The sequence below is a fragment of the Geodermatophilus sp. SYSU D01119 genome (assembly GCF_054049975.1).
In genome coordinates, this window is the sequence record NZ_JBJGYL010000014.1 from 65,706 (window position 1) to 81,295 (window position 15,590).

The window sequence follows — 15,590 nt, forward strand, 5'->3', positions numbered from 1 at the left end:
CTCGGGGCCTCCCGCGCCGGGAAGGTCCCGAGTGTGCAGATCTCGCGGACGGGAGCGCTAGATCCGCTTGTAGTCGGTCGGCGCCACGCGGGGGCCGCGGCGGGGCGGCATGCTCCCGCCCAGGTGCAGCAGCCGGACCACCCGCTGGCGGTGCCCGCGCCAGGGCTCGAGCAGCACCATCATCCCGTCGTCGTCGGTCTTGCGGCCGGCCAGCGACCAGCCCACCAGGTTCTTGAGGTGGTAGTCGCCGTAGCTGACGGTGTCGGGGCAGCCCAGCGTGCGCTGCACGACCTCGGCCGCCGTCCACACGCCGATGCCGGGGACGGTGCGCAGCCGGCGCTGCAGCGTCGGGGAGTCGCAGTCGCCGTCGGGCTCGAGCGCGTGGGCCACCGAGGCGACGTGCCGCAGCGCCCGCCGCCGGGCGCCGTCGAGGCCGGCGCGGTGCCACTCCCAGTCGGGGATCTCCAGCATCCGGCGCGGGGGGAACAGCACCCGCATGCCCTCGGGCGCGGGGCCCGGGGCGGGCTCGCCGGCCAGCCGCAGCAGCGCGCGCCAGACGCGGTGCGCCTCGATGACGGTGACCTTCTGCTCCAGCACCGCGGGCACGAGCGCGTCCCAGGTGCGGCCGGTGCGGCTCAGCGGCAGGTCGGGCGTGCGCCGCGCGATCTCGCGCAGCAGCGGGTGGCCGCTCGGGTCGAAGCCGGCCGGGTCGTCGTGCGCGCCGAGCCACCCGGGCACCGCCGTCCCGGCCCACTCCGCCCCGGGACCCCACGCCAGCACCTGCACCTCGCCGCCGCGGGAGGTGATGCGGACGGTGGCCGGCCCGCAGGGCGTGGTGGTCGTGCGCCAGACGGCGTCGCCGTCCCACCGCATCGTGGGGTCGCTCGCGCCGCGCTGGTGCGGGCGCAGGACGGCCTTCAGGTCGAAGGTCCAGTCCGGCCGCCAGCAGTCGGCGAAGTCCGCGCCGGCGGGAGCCGGTGCGGGGTGGTGCGCCGGCGGGGTCGGGGCCGGCAGTGCTGTGGTCACGCGGTTCTCCGGGGAAGAGGGAGAGGAACGGCCCCCGTCAGCGGGGCGCCATGCGCAGGGCGCCGTCCATCCGGATGGTCTCGCCGTTGAGGTAGCCGTGCTCGATGATGCCGAGTGCCAGCTGCGCGAAGTCGTCGGGGCGGCCCAGCCGCTTGGGGAACGGGATCCCGTTGGCCAGCGCTGTGCGCGCCTCCTCGGGCAGGCTGCCGAGCAGCGGGGTGTCCACGAGGCCCGGCGCGATCGTGCAGACGCGCACGCCGACGCTGGCCAGGTCGCGGGCCGCCGGCAGCGTCATGCCGACGATGCCGCCCTTGGACGCGGCGTAGGCGATCTGGCCGATCTGCCCGTCGAAGGCCGCGATGGAGGCGGTGTTGACGACGACGCCGCGCTCGCCGTCCTCCTCCGGCTCGGTGGCGGCCATCGCCGCGGCGGCGAGGCGCAGCACGTTGAAGGTGCCGACCAGGTTCACCTGGACCGTGCGCAGGAACGGCTCGAGGTCGTGGGCGGTGTTGCCCTTGCCGACGGTGCGCTGCGCCCAGCCGATGCCGGCGCAGTTGACGGCGATCCGCAGCGGCCGGTCCTTGCCGGTGGCGTCGGCGATCGCCGCGGCGACCTGCGCCTCGTCGGTGACGTCGGTGCGGACGAACGTCGTGTGCCCGCCCAGCTCGCCGGCCAGCGCGGTCCCGCGCTCCTCGTTGAGGTCGGCGACGGTGACCGCGGCGCCGCGCGCGGCGAGCGCGCGGGTGGTGGCCTCCCCGAGGCCCGAGGCCCCGCCGGACACGACAGCTGCGACGTCGAAGCTCTGCATGCCCGGCATTCGACCACGCCGCCGCCCGGCCGCGGCACCGGGTGCCCGCGGTCCCACCCGCCGGGCGCGTCAGCGGCGGCGGGGTGCGGCCGGCGCGCGGCGACGGGCGAGCAGCAGCGCCGGGCCGCCGGCCACCGCGACCGCCAGGACGGCCGTCCGCCGCGCCGGCGGGTCGACCACCAGCTCCTCGTCCAGGCCGGTGGCCGGCCCCGCCGCGTAGGTGCACGTCGTCCCCGGCGGCAGCCAGCTGCGACTCGGCTCGCCGTACACCGAGCTGCCCGGCGTCAGCTCGCAGGCGGCGCCGCCCACCACGCGGCGACGAGCAGCACGGAGGCCGCCCACACGGCCACGCCCAGCCGCACCGCCCACCGGGCGCGCACGTGGCGCTCAGCTGAAGCGCGCACCGAAGCGCTCCTCCACGGCGGCGAGGAGCTGCTTGACCCGCTCGGCGTCGGACACCGGGCAGACCATCGTGACGTCGCGGGTGGCCACCACGACGCTGTCGCGGACTCCGACCAGCGCGACCAGGTGGTCGGGGTCGTCGCTCAGCACGATGTTGCCCGCGCTGTCGAGGGCGACCGCGAGCCCGGAGACGGCGTTGTCGCCGGTGACCGCCAGCGTCTGCGCCAGCGCAGGCCACGAGCCCACGTCGAGCCACTCGACGTCGAGGTCGGCCACCAGCACCCGGCCGGGCTCGGTGGCCGCGGGCTCGAGCACCGCGTAGTCGACGCTCGTCTTCGGCAGCGTCGGGAAGACCTCGGCGAGGACGGCGTCGCGCTCCGGGCCCGCCGGCGTGGCCACCACGCGGGCCAGCCCCTCGGCGGAGGCGGGCAGGTGGTCGGCGAGCGCGTCGAGCACGGTGCGCGCCCGCCAGACGAACATGCCGGAGTTCCACAGGTACTCGCCCGAGGCGAGGTAACCCTCGGCGGTGGCGCGGTCGGGCTTCTCCTTGAACGCCGCGGCCTCGGCGACGCCGGGCACCCCGGTGGCCCCGCCGCGGCGGACGTAGCCGAAGCCGGTGGCCGGGGCGGTGGGCGTGATGCCGAGGGTGACCAGCGCCCGCGGCCGGGCGGACAGGGCGTCGAAGGCGGTGGTCAGCGTGGCGGCGAAGCGCTCGACCGGGCGGATGACGTGGTCGGCGCTCACCACGGCGAGCTCGGCGTCGGGGTCGGCCTCGGCCACCAGCGCGGCGGCCAGCCCGACGGCGTTGGCGGTGTCGCGGGCGACCGGCTCGAGGACCAGCCGGTCGGCGCGCAGCCGGGGCAGCGCCGCGCGCACCTGCTCGCCGTAGCGCGCCGCGGTGCACACCCAGATCCGCTCGGCCGGCAGCACCGCCTCCAGCCGCTCGAACGCCTCGGCGAGCAGGCTGTGCGCCCCTCCCCCGGGCTCGGCGACGACGTCGAGCAGCTGCTTGGGCCTGGCCGCCCGCGACAGCGGCCACAGCCGCGTGCCCGAGCCGCCGGCCATGACGACCGCGTGCCTCACCGGCGTGTCTCCCCCTCGTCGGCGGACAGCTCCGCCAGGTCGTTGCGGACCATCGTCGCCACCATCTCCTCGAAGCCGACCGTCGGCGCCCAGCCGAGCCGCTCGCGCAGCCGGGACGGGTCGCCGACGAGCACCTCGGCGTCGGCCGGGCGCACCAGCCCGGGGTCGGAGGTCAGCAGCGGCTCCCAGTCGGCGATGCCCACCTCCGCGAAGGCGGCCGCCACCAGGTCTCGCAGGCTGTGCGCCACCCCCGTCGCGACGACGTAGTCGCCGGCCTCGGGCGCCTCGACGGCGAGCAGCATCGCGGCGGTGTAGTCCGGCGCCCAGCCCCAGTCCCGCCGGACGTCGAGGTTGCCGAGGACGAGCCGGTCGGCCCGGCCCGCGGCGATGGCGGCGACGCCGCGGGTGATCTTGCGCGTGACGAACCGCTCGGGCCGGCGCGGCGACTCGTGGTTGAACAGCACCAGCGAGCTCGCGTGCAGGCCGCGCTCCCGGTACATGCCCACGGACCGGTGCGCGACGGCCTTGGCGACGCCGTAGGGGTTCACCGGCGAGACCGGGGACTCCTCGGTGACCGGCCCGCCGGTGGCGCCGGCGAACACCTCGCCACTGGAGGCCTGCACCAGCCGCACCGGCGTGCCGTCCTCCGCCCGGCGGAGGAGGTGCTCCAGCAGCGCGAGCACCGCCCGGCCGTTGACGTCGAGGGTGCCGACCGGGTCGTCCCAGCTCGCCGCCACGCTGGAGGCGCCGGCCAGGTTGAACACCCAGTCGGGCCCGACGTCGTCGACCAGCCCCGGCAGCGCGCCGGGGTCGCGCAGGTCGGCGGCGTGCACCGTCAGCGCGTCCCCGAGCGCGGCCAGGTGGGCGGGCAGCGGCCCGCCCGCTCCGCTGACGGAGCCGCCGCTGACGGTGCCGTGGACCCGGTGGCCGGCCGCGACCAGCTGCTCGGCGAGGTAGCCCCCGTCCTGGCCGCCGATCCCGGTGACCAGTGCGAGCGCCACGTCAGCCGGCCAGCGCGCGCTGCTCCGCGAGGTCGTTCTCGACCATCATCTGGACCAGCTGCTCGAACCCGACCCTCGGCTCCCAGCCGAGCTGCTCCTTCGCCTTGGAGGCGTCCCCGATGAGGAGGTCGACCTCGGCCGGGCGGAGGAAGGCGGGGTTGAGCTTGACGTACTGGTCCCAGTCGTCGATCCCGACGGCCGCGAAGGCGACGTCGAGCAGCTCGCGGATGGAGTGGGTCTCCCCCGTGGCGACGACGTAGTCGTCGGCCTGCTCCTGCTGCAGCATCCGCCACATGGCGTCGACGTAGTCGCCGGCGAAGCCCCAGTCGCGGCGGGCGTCGAGGTTGCCCAGCTCCAGGTCCTTCTGCAGGCCCAGGGAGATGCGGGCGACGGCGCGGGTGACCTTGCGGGTGACGAACTCCGGCCCGCGGCGCGGCGACTCGTGGTTGAACAGGATCCCCGAGGACGCGTGCATCCCGTAGGACTCGCGGTAGTTGATCGTCATGTAGTGACCGAAGACCTTGGCGACGCCGTAGGGCGAGCGCGGCCACAGCAGGGTGCTCTCCCGCTGCGGGACCTCCTGCACCTTGCCGAACATCTCCGAGCTCGACGCCTGGTAGAAGCGGATCCGGCCCGGGTCGTCGCCGCAGGACAGCCGCACGGCCTCGAGCATGTTGAGCACGCCCTTGCCGGTGACGTCGGAGGTCAGGTGGGCGTTCTCCCAGGAGTAGGCCACGAAGGAGATCGCGCCGAGGTTGTAGACCTCGTCGGGCTGTGCGGTCTGCACCGCGCGCAGCAGGCTGGAGAGGTCGGTGAGGTCACCGAACAGCAGCTTGAGGCCGGGGATCTGCCGCGCGATCTCCACCTTGGGGTTGTTCTGGCCCCGGACGAGCCCGTAGACCTCGTACCCCTTGTCGAGCAGGAGCTCGGACAGGTACAGGCCGTCCTGCCCGGTCACCCCGGTGATCAGCGCGCGCTTCATCGACTCCACTTCCTCGCGACGGTGTTCGGCGCCGATGCTCGCACGCCCGCGGCCGGATGAGGCCCGGTTCCGGTCGCGGATCACCCGTCCGGCGGCGCGTCTAGGGCGTGCGCGCCCGCCGCGCGGCGCGGCCGACGTCGTCGGCCCGGCGCTGGAACCGCGCCCCGGCGGCCACCCGGCCGCTGACGTAGCTGACCAGCATCCGGCCGCCGAGCCCGGCCCGCAGGGCCGCCCGCAGCGGCGCGTTCCGGCGGCCGGGGTACTGCCCGGCCAGGTAGCGCAGCGCACTGGTGTGGTGCACCCGCTGCATGCGGTGCGGCTCGCGGCGGGTGGCGTGCCCGCCCTCGTGGACGACGACCGCCGACGGCGCGTAGACGTGCAGGTAGCCGGCCCGGCCGAGGCGCTCGGCGAGGTCGACGTCCTCGAAGTACATGAAGTAGCCGGGGTCGAAGCCGCCGACGGCGCGGAACGCCCCGAGGTCGACGAGGAAGCACGAACCCGACAGCCAGCCGGCGGTGCGCTCCCGCGGGGCCTCGCGCTCGCGGCGGTAGCGCGCCGTCCAGGGGTTCCCCGGCCACGCCCAGCCGAGCAGGGCGTGGCCGGCGCCGGTGGACAGCCGCGGCAGGTCGCGGGCGGAGGGGTAGAGCTCGCCCTCGGGCGTGCGGATGGCCGGGCCCACGGTGGCCGCTCGCGGCCAGCGGGCGGCGACGGCGAGCAGCTCGTCGACGGCGCCGGCCTCGAAGCGGACGTCGGGGTTGGCGACCAGGGCGTACCGGCCCGCCGCCCCGGCCAGGCCCGCGTTGACCGCCGCGCCGTAGCCGACGTTGCCGCCGGTGCGCAGCAGGCGCACGTGCGGGTGGCGCGCGGCGACGTCCTCGGGCACGCCGTCGGTGGAACCGTTGTCGGCGAGCACGACCTCGACCGGGCGGGTGGTGGCCTCCGCCAGGGAGGTGACGAACCCCTCGAGCGCCTCGCCCGGGGAGTAGGTGACGGCGACGACGCGCAGCGGCCCCGCGTGCTCGGCGCTCATGTGCCCGACACTAGAGGCCGCGTCCCGGGGCCTGCCCGACACCCGGGGCGCACGGGGACCCAGGGCACGCGCGACACGACGACGACCGACCGAGGGGACCAGCGTGGCCAACAGCGCGCCGCCGGCCGAGCACGAGGACACCGGCGAGGTGCCCGTCGTCCCACCCGTGCGGGGGCGGGACCGGCGGCCGGTGCTCGGCTGGGCCGCGGCGGGCGCGGTGGTCGGCGGGCTGTTCTTCCTCGTGGTGTCGCGCGCCCTCATCGACGACACCTACATCACGCTCTCCTACGTCCGGAACGTGGCGTCCGACCTGCACTGGGGCCTGATCCCCACCGAGACGGCCAACAGCGCCACCTCGCCGTTCAACGTCCTCTCGCTGGCGGCGGTCACCTGGCTGGTGTCGCTGGTCACCGGTGACGTCCGGCCGGTGCTCGGCCTGGGGATCGCCACCGTCGCCTGGTGCGCGCTGCTCACCGGGGTCACCGCCGCCACGGCGCGGCGCCTGGGCCGCTCCGGCGCGTGGTCGGTGGCGCTCCTGGCCGTGGTGCTGGCCAACCCGTTCCTCAACTCCGCGATCGGCCTCGAGGTGCTGCCGATCGCGGCGCTGCTCGCGGCGCTGACCTGGGCGGCGGTGTCCGGCCGCACCGCGGCGTTCGGGCTGCTGGCCGGGGTCCTGGTGCTCACCCGGCTCGACCTCGGCGTGATCGTCGCCGCGGTGTTCCTGCTCACCCCGGCCGTCCGCGGCTGGCGCGCACCGGCCGTGGCCACCGCCGTGGCCCTGCCGTGGTTCACGTTCAGCTGGACGGTCCTGGGCTCCGCGATCCCGGACACCTTCGTGATCAAGACCCTGCAGCGCTCGTTCGGGGACTTCACCTTCGCCAACGGCCCCTTCACCCTCTGGCTCGACCGGGGCGTGCTGCAGCTGTCGCTCGCCTTCGTCCCGGCGCTCGCGGGCGTCGCCGTCGCGGTGGCCCTGGCCGTGCCGCGGGTGCGCCGCGCCCATCCGGGCGTCGCCGGCCCGCTCGCGGGGCTGGTGGTGGGCGGGCTGGCCTGGTACGGCGCGTACTCGCTGCTCCAGGTGCCGCCCTACCAGTGGTACTACGTGCCGACGACGGTGGCGCTGGCCACCGCCGGCGTCCTCGGCGCGGCGCTGTTCCTGCCCGCGCCGCGGCTGCCGGCCGTCCGGTACGCCGTCCCCCTCGGCCTCGCCGCGCTGGCCGGCGCGCTGCTCGCCGTCACCTCCGGCGACCGCCCGCTGCCGTGGGACCGCCCCGTCTACTTCGGCGCGTGGGCCCTGCCCGAGGAGTACCGGGAGATCGGCGCGGAGGTCGCCGCGATCGTGGGCGACGACACCGTGGAGGCGCCCGGCGAGATCGGCACGCTGGCCTACGCGTGCGGCTGCGAGATGGTCGACTACTTCTCCGACCGGGGCATCGCCGTCGGCCTGGTGGAGGAGCGCACCGAGCGGGCCGGCCCGCTGATGCGCGCGCTGCTCGACGCGAACTTCGCCCGCCTCGACCGCGACGACGAGCCGCTCGCGCCGGAGTGGCGGCTGCGCTGGACGCAGGGCCCGGTGCCGGACGGCGCGATCACCTGGCCCACCGACTCCCCCGCCACCGGGCCGGCCACCATCTACCTGGAACGGGTCCCGTGACCGGGGCGGCGCGCCCGTCCGGTCGCCTAGGGTCGAGGGGTCCGACCCCCGAGGCAGCGGCGGCGGCCACCGGGACGGACCGGTCGGCTCCCGCCCGAGGAGCAGGTCCCGTGCAGACGTCCCAGGCGAGCCCGTCGTCGTCGGTGTCCCCGGCGTCCCCGCGGTCGCGCCGCACCGAGCGGACCGACCTGCTGCTGGCCGGCGGGGCCGCCGTCGTCGCGGCGCTGTGCTTCCTGCTGGTGCGCGCCAGCCTCATCGACGACGCCTACATCACCCTGTCCTACGCGCGGAACCTCGCCGAGGAGTTCCACTGGGGGCTGACCCCGTTCCGGACGGCGAACAGCGCCACCTCCCCGCTCAACGTGCTGGTCCTCGGGCTGGCCGCGTTCGTGGTCCGCGACCCGGTGTGGGGCCTGGGCGTGGTGTTCGTGGTGCTCACCGCGCTGCAGGCGCTGGGCCTGGCCCGGCTGGCCCGGCGCCTCGACCTCTCCCGCGGCGCGGCGGTCGCGGCGACGGCGCTGCTGCTGCTGTCCCCGCTGTTCCTCGCGATCGTCGGCATGGAGATGACGCTGGCGCTCACGCTGGCGGTCTGGGCGACGGTGGCCGCGGCCGAGCGGCGGCCGGTCCTCTTCGGCGCGCTGGCCGCGCTGCTGGTGCTCACCCGCGTCGACCTCGCCGTCTTCCCGCTGGTGCTGCTGCTGGCCACCCCGGGACTGCTGCGCCGCACGCACGTCGTCCTCGGCACGGCGCTGCTGGTGGCCGCGCCCTGGTACGTCTTCAGCTGGGTGGCGCTGGGCGCCCTGGTGCCCGACACGCTGGTCATCAAGACGGTGTCCACCGGCGCGTGGGGGCCGTGGGACTTCGCCAACGGCTGGCAGCTCTACCTCGAGCGCTACCCGGCGGCCACGGTGCTCGCCGCGGTGCCGGCCCTGGCCGGGCTGCTGGCGCTCGTCGCCTGGCCGTTCCTGCGGCGCAGCGCCCGCTGGGCGGGCCTCGGCCCGGTCGTGGCGCTCGGCGCCGGCGGGGTGCTGCACGCGGTGGCCTACTCGCTGCTCGCGCCGCCGCCGTTCCACTGGTACTACGCGCCCTCGGTCGGCGCGCTGACCGTCACCGCGGCCTTCCTCGGCGCCGCGGCCGCCGGGCGCCGGCCCGCCACCGCCGACGCCACCGCCACCGCCGACGCCCCCACCCCCGCGGGGCGGCGGCCCGTGGCGCTGCTGGCGGCGGGCCTGGCGGCCGCGCTGCTGCTGGTCGACGCCGCCTTCGCGCTGCAGCGCGGGGTGCCGTGGGAGATGACGCCGATCACCACGAACTGGGCCACCGCCGAGCAGTACCTGGCGATCGGTGAGGACCTGCGCACCGAGGTCGGCGACGACGTCGTCCGCAGCCCCGGCGAGATCGGCACGCTCGCCTACGCGTGCCGGTGCGACATCGTCGACCCGTTCTCCGACCGCGGGACGCTGCTGCCGCAGATCGACCAGCGCCAGGAGGAGGCCGGCACGGTGATGCGCCTGCTGCTGCGACTGAACTTCGCCAACCTCGACCGGGCGCCGGCGGCCGAACCCGACCGGGCGCTGGTGTACGAGCAGGACCGCCCCGACGGCGACTGGCCGGTGACCTCGGCGTGGCGCGGCGCGGGCTCGTTCTCCCTCGTGGCGCCCTGACCGTCACCCAGACCGGACGGGTTCGTCACATCCGTAACCGACGCCCCCGACACCACATCCGTCGACGTGGCTGCGGGCGACCTCCCGGGTACCGTCGGTCCCCGTGACCTCAGCGAGACCTGACCTCGTCGTCGTCGGCTCCGGCTTCTTCGGACTGACCGTTGCCGAACGGGTGGCCAGCCAGCTGGACAAGCGCGTGCTCGTCCTCGACCGACGTGACCACATCGGTGGCAACGCCTACTCCGAGCCCGAGCCCGAGACCGGCATCGAGATCCACCGGTACGGCGCCCACCTCTTCCACACGTCCAACGAGCGGGTCTGGCAGTACGTCAACCAGTTCACCGAGTTCACCGGCTACCAGCACAAGGTGTACTCGATCTACCAGGGGCAGACGTACTCGCTGCCGATGAACCTGGCCACCATCTGCCAGTACTTCGGCAAGAGCTTCTCCCCCGCCGAGGCCCGCGCGCTCGTGGCCGAGCAGGCCGGCGAGATCGACACCGCCGAGGCGAAGAACCTCGAGGAGAAGGCGATCTCGCTGATCGGCCGCCCGCTCTACGAGGCGTTCATCCGCGGGTACACCAAGAAGCAGTGGCAGACCGACCCGACCGAGCTGCCCGCCGCCGTCATCGCCCGCCTGCCCGTGCGCTACACGTTCGACAACCGGTACTTCAACGACACGTACGAGGGCCTCCCGAAGGACGGCTACACGGCGTGGCTGCAGAAGATGGCCGACCACCCGAACATCGAGGTGCGGCTGTCGACGGACTACTTCGACGTGCGCGACGAGCTGCCGGCCGACGTGCCGACGGTCTTCACCGGCCCGATCGACAAGTACTTCGACTACGAGGCCGGCGAGCTCGGCTGGCGCACCCTGGACTTCGAGACCGAGGTCCTGCCGATCGGTGACTTCCAGGGCACCTCGGTCATGAACTACGCCGACGAGGACGTGCCCTTCACCCGGATCCACGAGTTCCGGCACTTCCACCCCGAGCGGTCCTACCCCGAGGACAAGACGGTCGTCGTCCGCGAGTACTCGCGCTTCGCCGAGACCGGCGACGAGCCGTACTACCCGATCAACACCCCCGAGGACCGCGCCAAGCTGGAGCGCTACCGGGAGCTGGCCAAGCAGGAGGCCGCCGAGAAGCGCGTGCTCTTCGGAGGCCGGCTGGGCACCTACAAGTACCTGGACATGCACATGGCGATCGGTTCGGCGCTGAGCATGTTCGACAACCGCATCCGGCCGTTCTTCGACGAGGGCGGCTCGCTCGACGGCCGCCTCGACGACTGACCGCTCCGACGTCGACACAGAGGACTACTCCCCCATGACGACCACCGCACCCCAGGTCGCCGACGCGCCGGTCAAGCCCGACGCCGTGAGCGAGCCGGCCGAGACCGACCTCACCCCGGACAAGGCCGTCACGCTGGTCCAGCGCGTCCTCATGCCGCGGCCGGCCGACCCGCTGAAGGTCCGCAGCCTCTACCTCGACGAGGAGAACGCGCCGGTCCGCGTCCGGCAGGACGGCCGCCACTCCGGGACGATCACCGCCGGCTCCGAGGTCTCGTTCGCCACCTACTTCAACGCCTTCCCGGCCAGCTACTGGCGGCGGTGGAGCGTGCTCGGCTCGATCGTGCTGCGGGTGACCGTCGCCGGCACCTGCCGCATCGACGTCCACCGCTCCAAGGCCGACGGCGAGTCGATGCACGTCACCGGCGTCTCGCACGAGGGCGACGACGAGCGGACGCTGGAGTTCGAGCTCGACCTGGCGCCGTTCATCGACGGCGGCTGGTACTGGTTCGACGTCACCGCCGACAGCGACACCGTCGTCCGCGAGGCCGGCTGGTACGCCCCGCAGGCGCCGGCCGAGGAGCCGCGGCTGGCCGTCGGCATCTGCACCTACAACCGCCCGGTCGACGCGCTGGCCGCCGCCCGCGCGCTGGTCGAGGACGCCGCGGTGCTCGAGCGGCTGGCGCTGGTCACGATCGCCGACCAGGGCAACAACCACGTCAAGGACGCCGTCGGCTACGCCGAGGTCAAGGCGGCCCTGGGCGACCGGCTGCGCGTGGTCGAGCAGCCCAACCTCGGCGGCAGCGGCGGCTTCGCGCGCACCATGCACGAGGCGTTCACCCGCAGCGACGCCACCCACGTGGTGCTGCTCGACGACGACATCATGATCGAGCCCGACAGCCTGCTGCGGGCCCGCGCCTTCGCCGCCTACGCCAAGAGCCCGATGCTCGTCGGCGGGCAGATGCTGGCCCTGCAGAACCGCTCGGTGCTGCACAGCATGGGCGAGATCGTCGACCGCGAGACGTTCTTCTGGACCAACGCGCCGAACACCGAGTACCACCACGACTTCGGCAAGGAGTCGCTGCGCGAGTCGCCGGACCTGCACCGCCGGATCGACGTCGACTACAACGGCTGGTGGATGTGCCTCATCCCCCGCGCCGTCACCGAGCGGATCGGCATGCCGCTGCCGGTGTTCATCAAGTGGGACGACGCCGAGTACGGCCTGCGCGCCTTCGCGGCCGGCTTCCCGACCGCGTCGCTGCCCGGCACCGCGATCTGGCACCTCTCCTGGGGTGACAAGGACGACGCGAGCGACTGGCAGGCCTACTTCCACATCCGCAACCGGCTGGTCGCCGCGGCGCTGCACTCGCCGCACAAGCACGGCGGCAAGCTGTTCCGCGAGATGCTCAAGGCCGACCTGCGGTTCCTGATCAACCTGCAGTACTCGACCGTCGAGCTGCACCACCTGGCCTACCGCGACTTCCTCGCCGGGCCGGAGGGGCTGTTCAGCGGCATGCCGCAGTCGGTCGTGCGGGCCCGCGAGGTGCGCGCGACGCACTCCGACGGCCAGGTGCTGCCCTCCTCGGCCGACCTGCCGCTGCCGTCCATGCCGACGGCGAAGGCGGTGCGCTTCCGCAAGATCCCGGTGTCCCCGGTGTCGATCGCGAAGACGCTGGTCAAGGGCCTGGTGCACAACGCCCGGCCGGTGGACGAGGCGAACCTGGAGACCCCGCAGCTGAACCTGGCGTTCCAGGACGCCCGCTGGTTCCTGCTCTCCCGCCTCGACAGCGCCACCGTGGGGACCGCCGACGGCCGCGGCGTCACGTTCCGCCGTCGCGACCCCGCCACGTTCCGCCGGCTGGCGGCGACGTCGGCGCGGTACCTGCGCCGGATGTCGGCGGAGTTCCCTGACCTGCAGCGCCGCTACCAGGAGGCCGCGGGCGACCTGACCTCCATGGACAGCTGGAGCAGCGCCTTCGAGCAGTGGGGCTACGAGCGGGTGTAGTCCCCGGCACCACGACGAGAGGGCCCCGACCGGAGATCCGGTCGGGGCCCTCTCGTCGTGTGCGGCGGCCTCGTCGTGTGCGGCGGTCCGTGGACGGCCGGTCAGGCGGGGCGGGTCAGGCGCTCCTGGCGGCCGGCCCGGGTGAGCCGGCGCCACTCCCGCCAGCCCGCGGGGTCGCGGCGGGAGACCAGGAAGAACCAGCCGAAGCGGACCGTCTCCAGCGGCCGCAGCCAGCGCATCCCGGGCTGGGCCATGAGGTAGCCGCGGTTGCGGTAGGTGAAGAACCGCTTGACCTCGTTGGCCGGGTACTGGGCCGACAGCCGCCCGCCGAGGATCGGCGCGAACTCCGTCGTCCCCTCGGGGTGCAGGTACGCCGCCTGCGTGCAGGTGCCGAACGGCAGCCCCGCGCGCAGCAGCCGGCGGTGGATCTCGGTCTCGTCGCCGCGGAAGAACAGCCGGTAGTCGGGCACGCCGACGACGTCGAGCGCCTCGGCCCGGAACAGCGCCCCGTTGAACAGCGAGGCGTAGCTCGGCAGCAGGTCGAGGCCTGCGAAGTCGCTGCGGTGCCGGCGCCAGCGCAGCCCGCGGCGCAGCGGGAAGGCCAGCCGGTCGGGGTCGGCCATGTCGGTGACCAGCGGGCTGACCTCCGCCAGCCCGTGCCGCCGCGCGGCGTCGAGGAGGGTGGCGAGCACGGTGCCGTCGGCGGGGCGGCCGTCGTCGTCGGCGCACCAGACCCAGTCCGCGCCCAGGGCGAGGGCGTGCAGCATGCCGTAGGCGAAGCCGCCGGCGCCGCCGAGGTTGCGCTCGCTGGGCAGGTGGGTGGCGGGCAGGCCGCTGGCGGCCACGACGTCGGCGGCCGACTCGTCCGGCCCGTTGTCGACGACGACGACGTGGTCGACCGGCCGGCTCTGCGCCGCCAGCGCCGCCAGGCTCTCGGCGAGCAGCTCCCGGCGGTGCCGGGTGACGACGACGGCGACGACCCGCTCGCCGGCGGCCGGGGCGGCCGCGGTCACGCCGGCAGGCCCTTGTAGGCCCGCAGCACGTCCTCCAGGGGGCCCTGCTGCCGGATCCGGCCGTGCTCCATCCAGATGGCGGTGTCGCACAGCTCGCGGAGGAACTCGTCGGAGTGCGACGCGAAGACCAGCAGGCCCGAGCGCTCGACCAGCGCCACCAGCCGCTGCTTGGACTTCTCGAGGAACGCCGCGTCGACGGCGCCGATGCCCTCGTCGAGCAGCAGGATCTCCGGGTCGATGCTGGTGACCACGCCGAGGGCGAGGCGCACGCGCATGCCGGTGGAGTAGGTGCGCAGCGGCATGTGCAGGAAGTCGCCGAGCTCGGTGAACTCGGCGATGTCGTCGACCCGCTCCTGCATCTGCTTGCGGGTCATCCCGAGGAACAGGCCGCGGATCATGATGTTCTCGAGGCCGGAGATCTCGGGGTCCATGCCGACGCCGAGGTCGAACACCGGGGCCACCCGGCCGCGCACCTCGGCGATGCCGCGGGTGGGCTCGTAGATGCCCGACAGCAGCCGCAGCAGCGTGGACTTGCCGGCGCCGTTGTGGCCGACCAGCCCGACGCGGGCGCCGTGGTCGAGGGAGACGGTGATGTCGCGCAGCGCCTCGATGACCGGCACCTTGCGGCTGCTGTCGACGTTGCCGCCGACCAGGCCGACGACGGTCTTCTTCAGCGACCGGCTCTTGGCGTCGAAGATCGGGAAGTCGACGCAGGCGTCCTTGGTGACGATGCCGATCGGACTGTTCGGGTTCTCGGACACGCTCACACCCAGTAGGAGACGCGGGACCGGTAGCGGCGCAGGACGAGCATCGTGAGCGCCCAGCCGACCACCGTGATGACGAGGACGACCACCCAGTGCCGCCACACCTGGTCCTGACCCAGCAGCGGCCGGCGGATGATCTCCACGAAGTGCAGGAACGGGTTGAACTCGGCCAGCCGCGCCCGCTCGGCGATCGCCGGGTTGGGGCTGTTCACGAGCTCGTCGTAGATCCAGACGATCGGCGTCAGGAAGAACGCCAGCTGCACGATGCTCTGCGTGATCGGCAGGATGTCGCGGAAGCGGGCCGTGATCGTGCCGACCGCCAGGGCCACCCAGGCGCCGTTGAGCGCCAGCAGGACGAAGGCCGGGATCGCGTAGACGACCGTCCACTTCAGCGGCTGCGGGAAGACCAGCAGCATCACGACGTAGACCAGGAGGTTGTGCGCGAAGAAGAGGATCTGCCGCCACACCAGCCGGTACACGTGCACCGACAGCGGCGAGGGCAGGTGCTTGATGAGGCCCTCGTTGGCGATGAAGACCTCGGAGCCCTCGTTGATGCAGCCGCTGATGAAGGCCCAGACGATGAAGCCGACGAGCACGTGCGGCAGCAGCCGCGACAGCTCGATGTCGAACAGGCCCGAGTAGAGGACGCCGAGCGCGATGGCGGTGACCGCCATGCTGATGGTGATCCACACCGGTCCGAGGACGGATCGGCGGTATCGCTGGCGGATGTCCTGCCAGCCGAGGTGGCCCCACAGTTGGCGCTGCCGCCACCCGTCCGACAGGTCGTCGACGGCCTTGCGCCAGCTGCGCACGCCAGGGGCGGCCGTCGCAGTCATGCGGACCACGCTACCTGTGGACGCAGATCGCCCC

Annotated in this window: 14 protein-coding genes; 4 read left to right on the forward strand and 10 right to left on the reverse strand. The window is 74.1% G+C overall.

Going from position 1 to position 15,590, the window contains the following annotated elements:
• Window positions 1-57: 57 nt before the first annotated feature.
• The 7 genes from ACI79X_RS12955 to ACI79X_RS12985 all read right to left on the reverse strand — a co-directional run bounded on the left by ACI79X_RS12955 (window position 58) and on the right by ACI79X_RS12985 (window position 6,332).
• Window positions 58-1,026 carry a DNA-3-methyladenine glycosylase family protein gene (locus ACI79X_RS12955; protein WP_457025811.1) on the reverse strand — a complete coding sequence of 323 codons (969 nt, stop codon included), beginning with the start codon at window positions 1,024-1,026 and terminating at the stop codon, window positions 58-60.
• 37 nt (window positions 1,027-1,063) lie between these two features.
• Complete coding sequence (locus ACI79X_RS12960) at window positions 1,064-1,834, reverse strand: SDR family NAD(P)-dependent oxidoreductase (protein WP_457025812.1); 771 nt, start codon at window positions 1,832-1,834, stop codon at window positions 1,064-1,066.
• Window positions 1,835-1,903: 69 nt separating this feature from the next.
• Window positions 1,904-2,146, reverse strand: coding sequence for a hypothetical protein (locus ACI79X_RS12965; protein ID WP_457025813.1), 243 nt, complete (start codon window positions 2,144-2,146; stop codon window positions 1,904-1,906).
• Between the two features lie 75 nt (window positions 2,147-2,221).
• Window positions 2,222-3,319, reverse strand: a complete 1,098-nt coding sequence (locus tag ACI79X_RS12970; protein WP_457025814.1) for a mannose-1-phosphate guanylyltransferase — start codon at window positions 3,317-3,319, stop codon at window positions 2,222-2,224.
• Complete coding sequence (locus ACI79X_RS12975) at window positions 3,316-4,320, reverse strand: GDP-mannose 4,6-dehydratase (RefSeq protein ID WP_457025815.1); 1,005 nt, start codon at window positions 4,318-4,320, stop codon at window positions 3,316-3,318. Before ACI79X_RS12975 ends, ACI79X_RS12970 begins: the two co-directional genes overlap by 4 nt.
• A 1-nt stretch (window position 4,321) precedes the next feature.
• Window positions 4,322-5,302: a GDP-mannose 4,6-dehydratase gene (gmd, locus tag ACI79X_RS12980; RefSeq protein ID WP_457025816.1), complete on the reverse strand. Its 981-nt coding sequence runs from the start codon at window positions 5,300-5,302 to the stop codon at window positions 4,322-4,324.
• 100 nt (window positions 5,303-5,402) lie between these two features.
• Window positions 5,403-6,332: a glycosyltransferase family 2 protein gene (locus ACI79X_RS12985; RefSeq protein WP_457025817.1), complete on the reverse strand. Its 930-nt coding sequence runs from the start codon at window positions 6,330-6,332 to the stop codon at window positions 5,403-5,405.
• A 103-nt stretch (window positions 6,333-6,435) separates the two neighbouring features.
• Here ACI79X_RS12985 and ACI79X_RS12990 point away from each other — a divergent pair, with 103 nt between their 5' ends.
• The 4 genes from ACI79X_RS12990 (at window position 6,436) to ACI79X_RS13005 (ending at window position 12,943) form a co-directional block, all read left to right on the forward strand.
• Window positions 6,436-7,986, forward strand: a complete 1,551-nt coding sequence (locus tag ACI79X_RS12990; protein ID WP_457025818.1) for a hypothetical protein — start codon at window positions 6,436-6,438, stop codon at window positions 7,984-7,986.
• Between the two features lie 110 nt (window positions 7,987-8,096).
• A complete protein-coding gene (locus ACI79X_RS12995; protein WP_457025819.1) occupies window positions 8,097-9,650 on the forward strand; it encodes a hypothetical protein in 1,554 nt (517 codons plus the stop codon).
• A gap of 103 nt (window positions 9,651-9,753) precedes the next feature.
• Window positions 9,754-10,941: a UDP-galactopyranose mutase gene (glf, locus tag ACI79X_RS13000; protein ID WP_457025820.1), complete on the forward strand. Its 1,188-nt coding sequence runs from the start codon at window positions 9,754-9,756 to the stop codon at window positions 10,939-10,941.
• 34 nt (window positions 10,942-10,975) lie between these two features.
• A complete protein-coding gene (locus ACI79X_RS13005; protein WP_457025821.1) occupies window positions 10,976-12,943 on the forward strand; it encodes a glycosyltransferase in 1,968 nt (655 codons plus the stop codon).
• A gap of 101 nt (window positions 12,944-13,044) precedes the next feature.
• On the opposite strand, the gene glfT1 is transcribed toward ACI79X_RS13005, so the two are convergent.
• Genes glfT1 through wzm form a run of 3 tightly spaced genes read right to left on the reverse strand, consistent with a single transcriptional unit; the run spans window position 13,045 to window position 15,556 of the window.
• Window positions 13,045-13,956 (reverse strand): galactofuranosyltransferase GlfT1, encoded by a 912-nt coding sequence (gene glfT1 / locus ACI79X_RS13010; protein WP_457025822.1) that lies wholly within the window; start codon window positions 13,954-13,956, stop codon window positions 13,045-13,047.
• Window positions 13,953-14,723 carry a galactan export ABC transporter ATP-binding subunit Wzt/RfbE gene (wzt, locus tag ACI79X_RS13015; RefSeq protein ID WP_457025823.1) on the reverse strand — a complete coding sequence of 257 codons (771 nt, stop codon included), beginning with the start codon at window positions 14,721-14,723 and terminating at the stop codon, window positions 13,953-13,955. Before wzt ends, glfT1 begins: the two co-directional genes overlap by 4 nt.
• A complete protein-coding gene (wzm, locus tag ACI79X_RS13020) occupies window positions 14,720-15,556 on the reverse strand; it encodes a galactan export ABC transporter permease subunit Wzm/RfbD (protein WP_457025824.1) in 837 nt (278 codons plus the stop codon). The genes wzt and wzm overlap by 4 nt, the downstream gene beginning before the upstream one ends.
• Window positions 15,557-15,590: the final 34 nt, after the last annotated feature.

Coding starts and splice junctions, on each gene's coding strand:
- ACI79X_RS12960 (WP_457025812.1), bottom strand. CDS start 1,834: ATGCAGAGCTTCGACGTCGCAGCTGTCGTGTCCGGCGGGGCCTCGGGC.
- gmd (WP_457025816.1), bottom strand. CDS start 5,302: ATGAAGCGCGCGCTGATCACCGGGGTGACCGGGCAGGACGGCCTGTAC.
- ACI79X_RS12985 (WP_457025817.1), bottom strand. CDS start 6,332: ATGAGCGCCGAGCACGCGGGGCCGCTGCGCGTCGTCGCCGTCACCTAC.
- ACI79X_RS13005 (WP_457025821.1), top strand. CDS start 10,976: ATGACGACCACCGCACCCCAGGTCGCCGACGCGCCGGTCAAGCCCGAC.
- wzm (WP_457025824.1), bottom strand. CDS start 15,556: ATGACTGCGACGGCCGCCCCTGGCGTGCGCAGCTGGCGCAAGGCCGTC.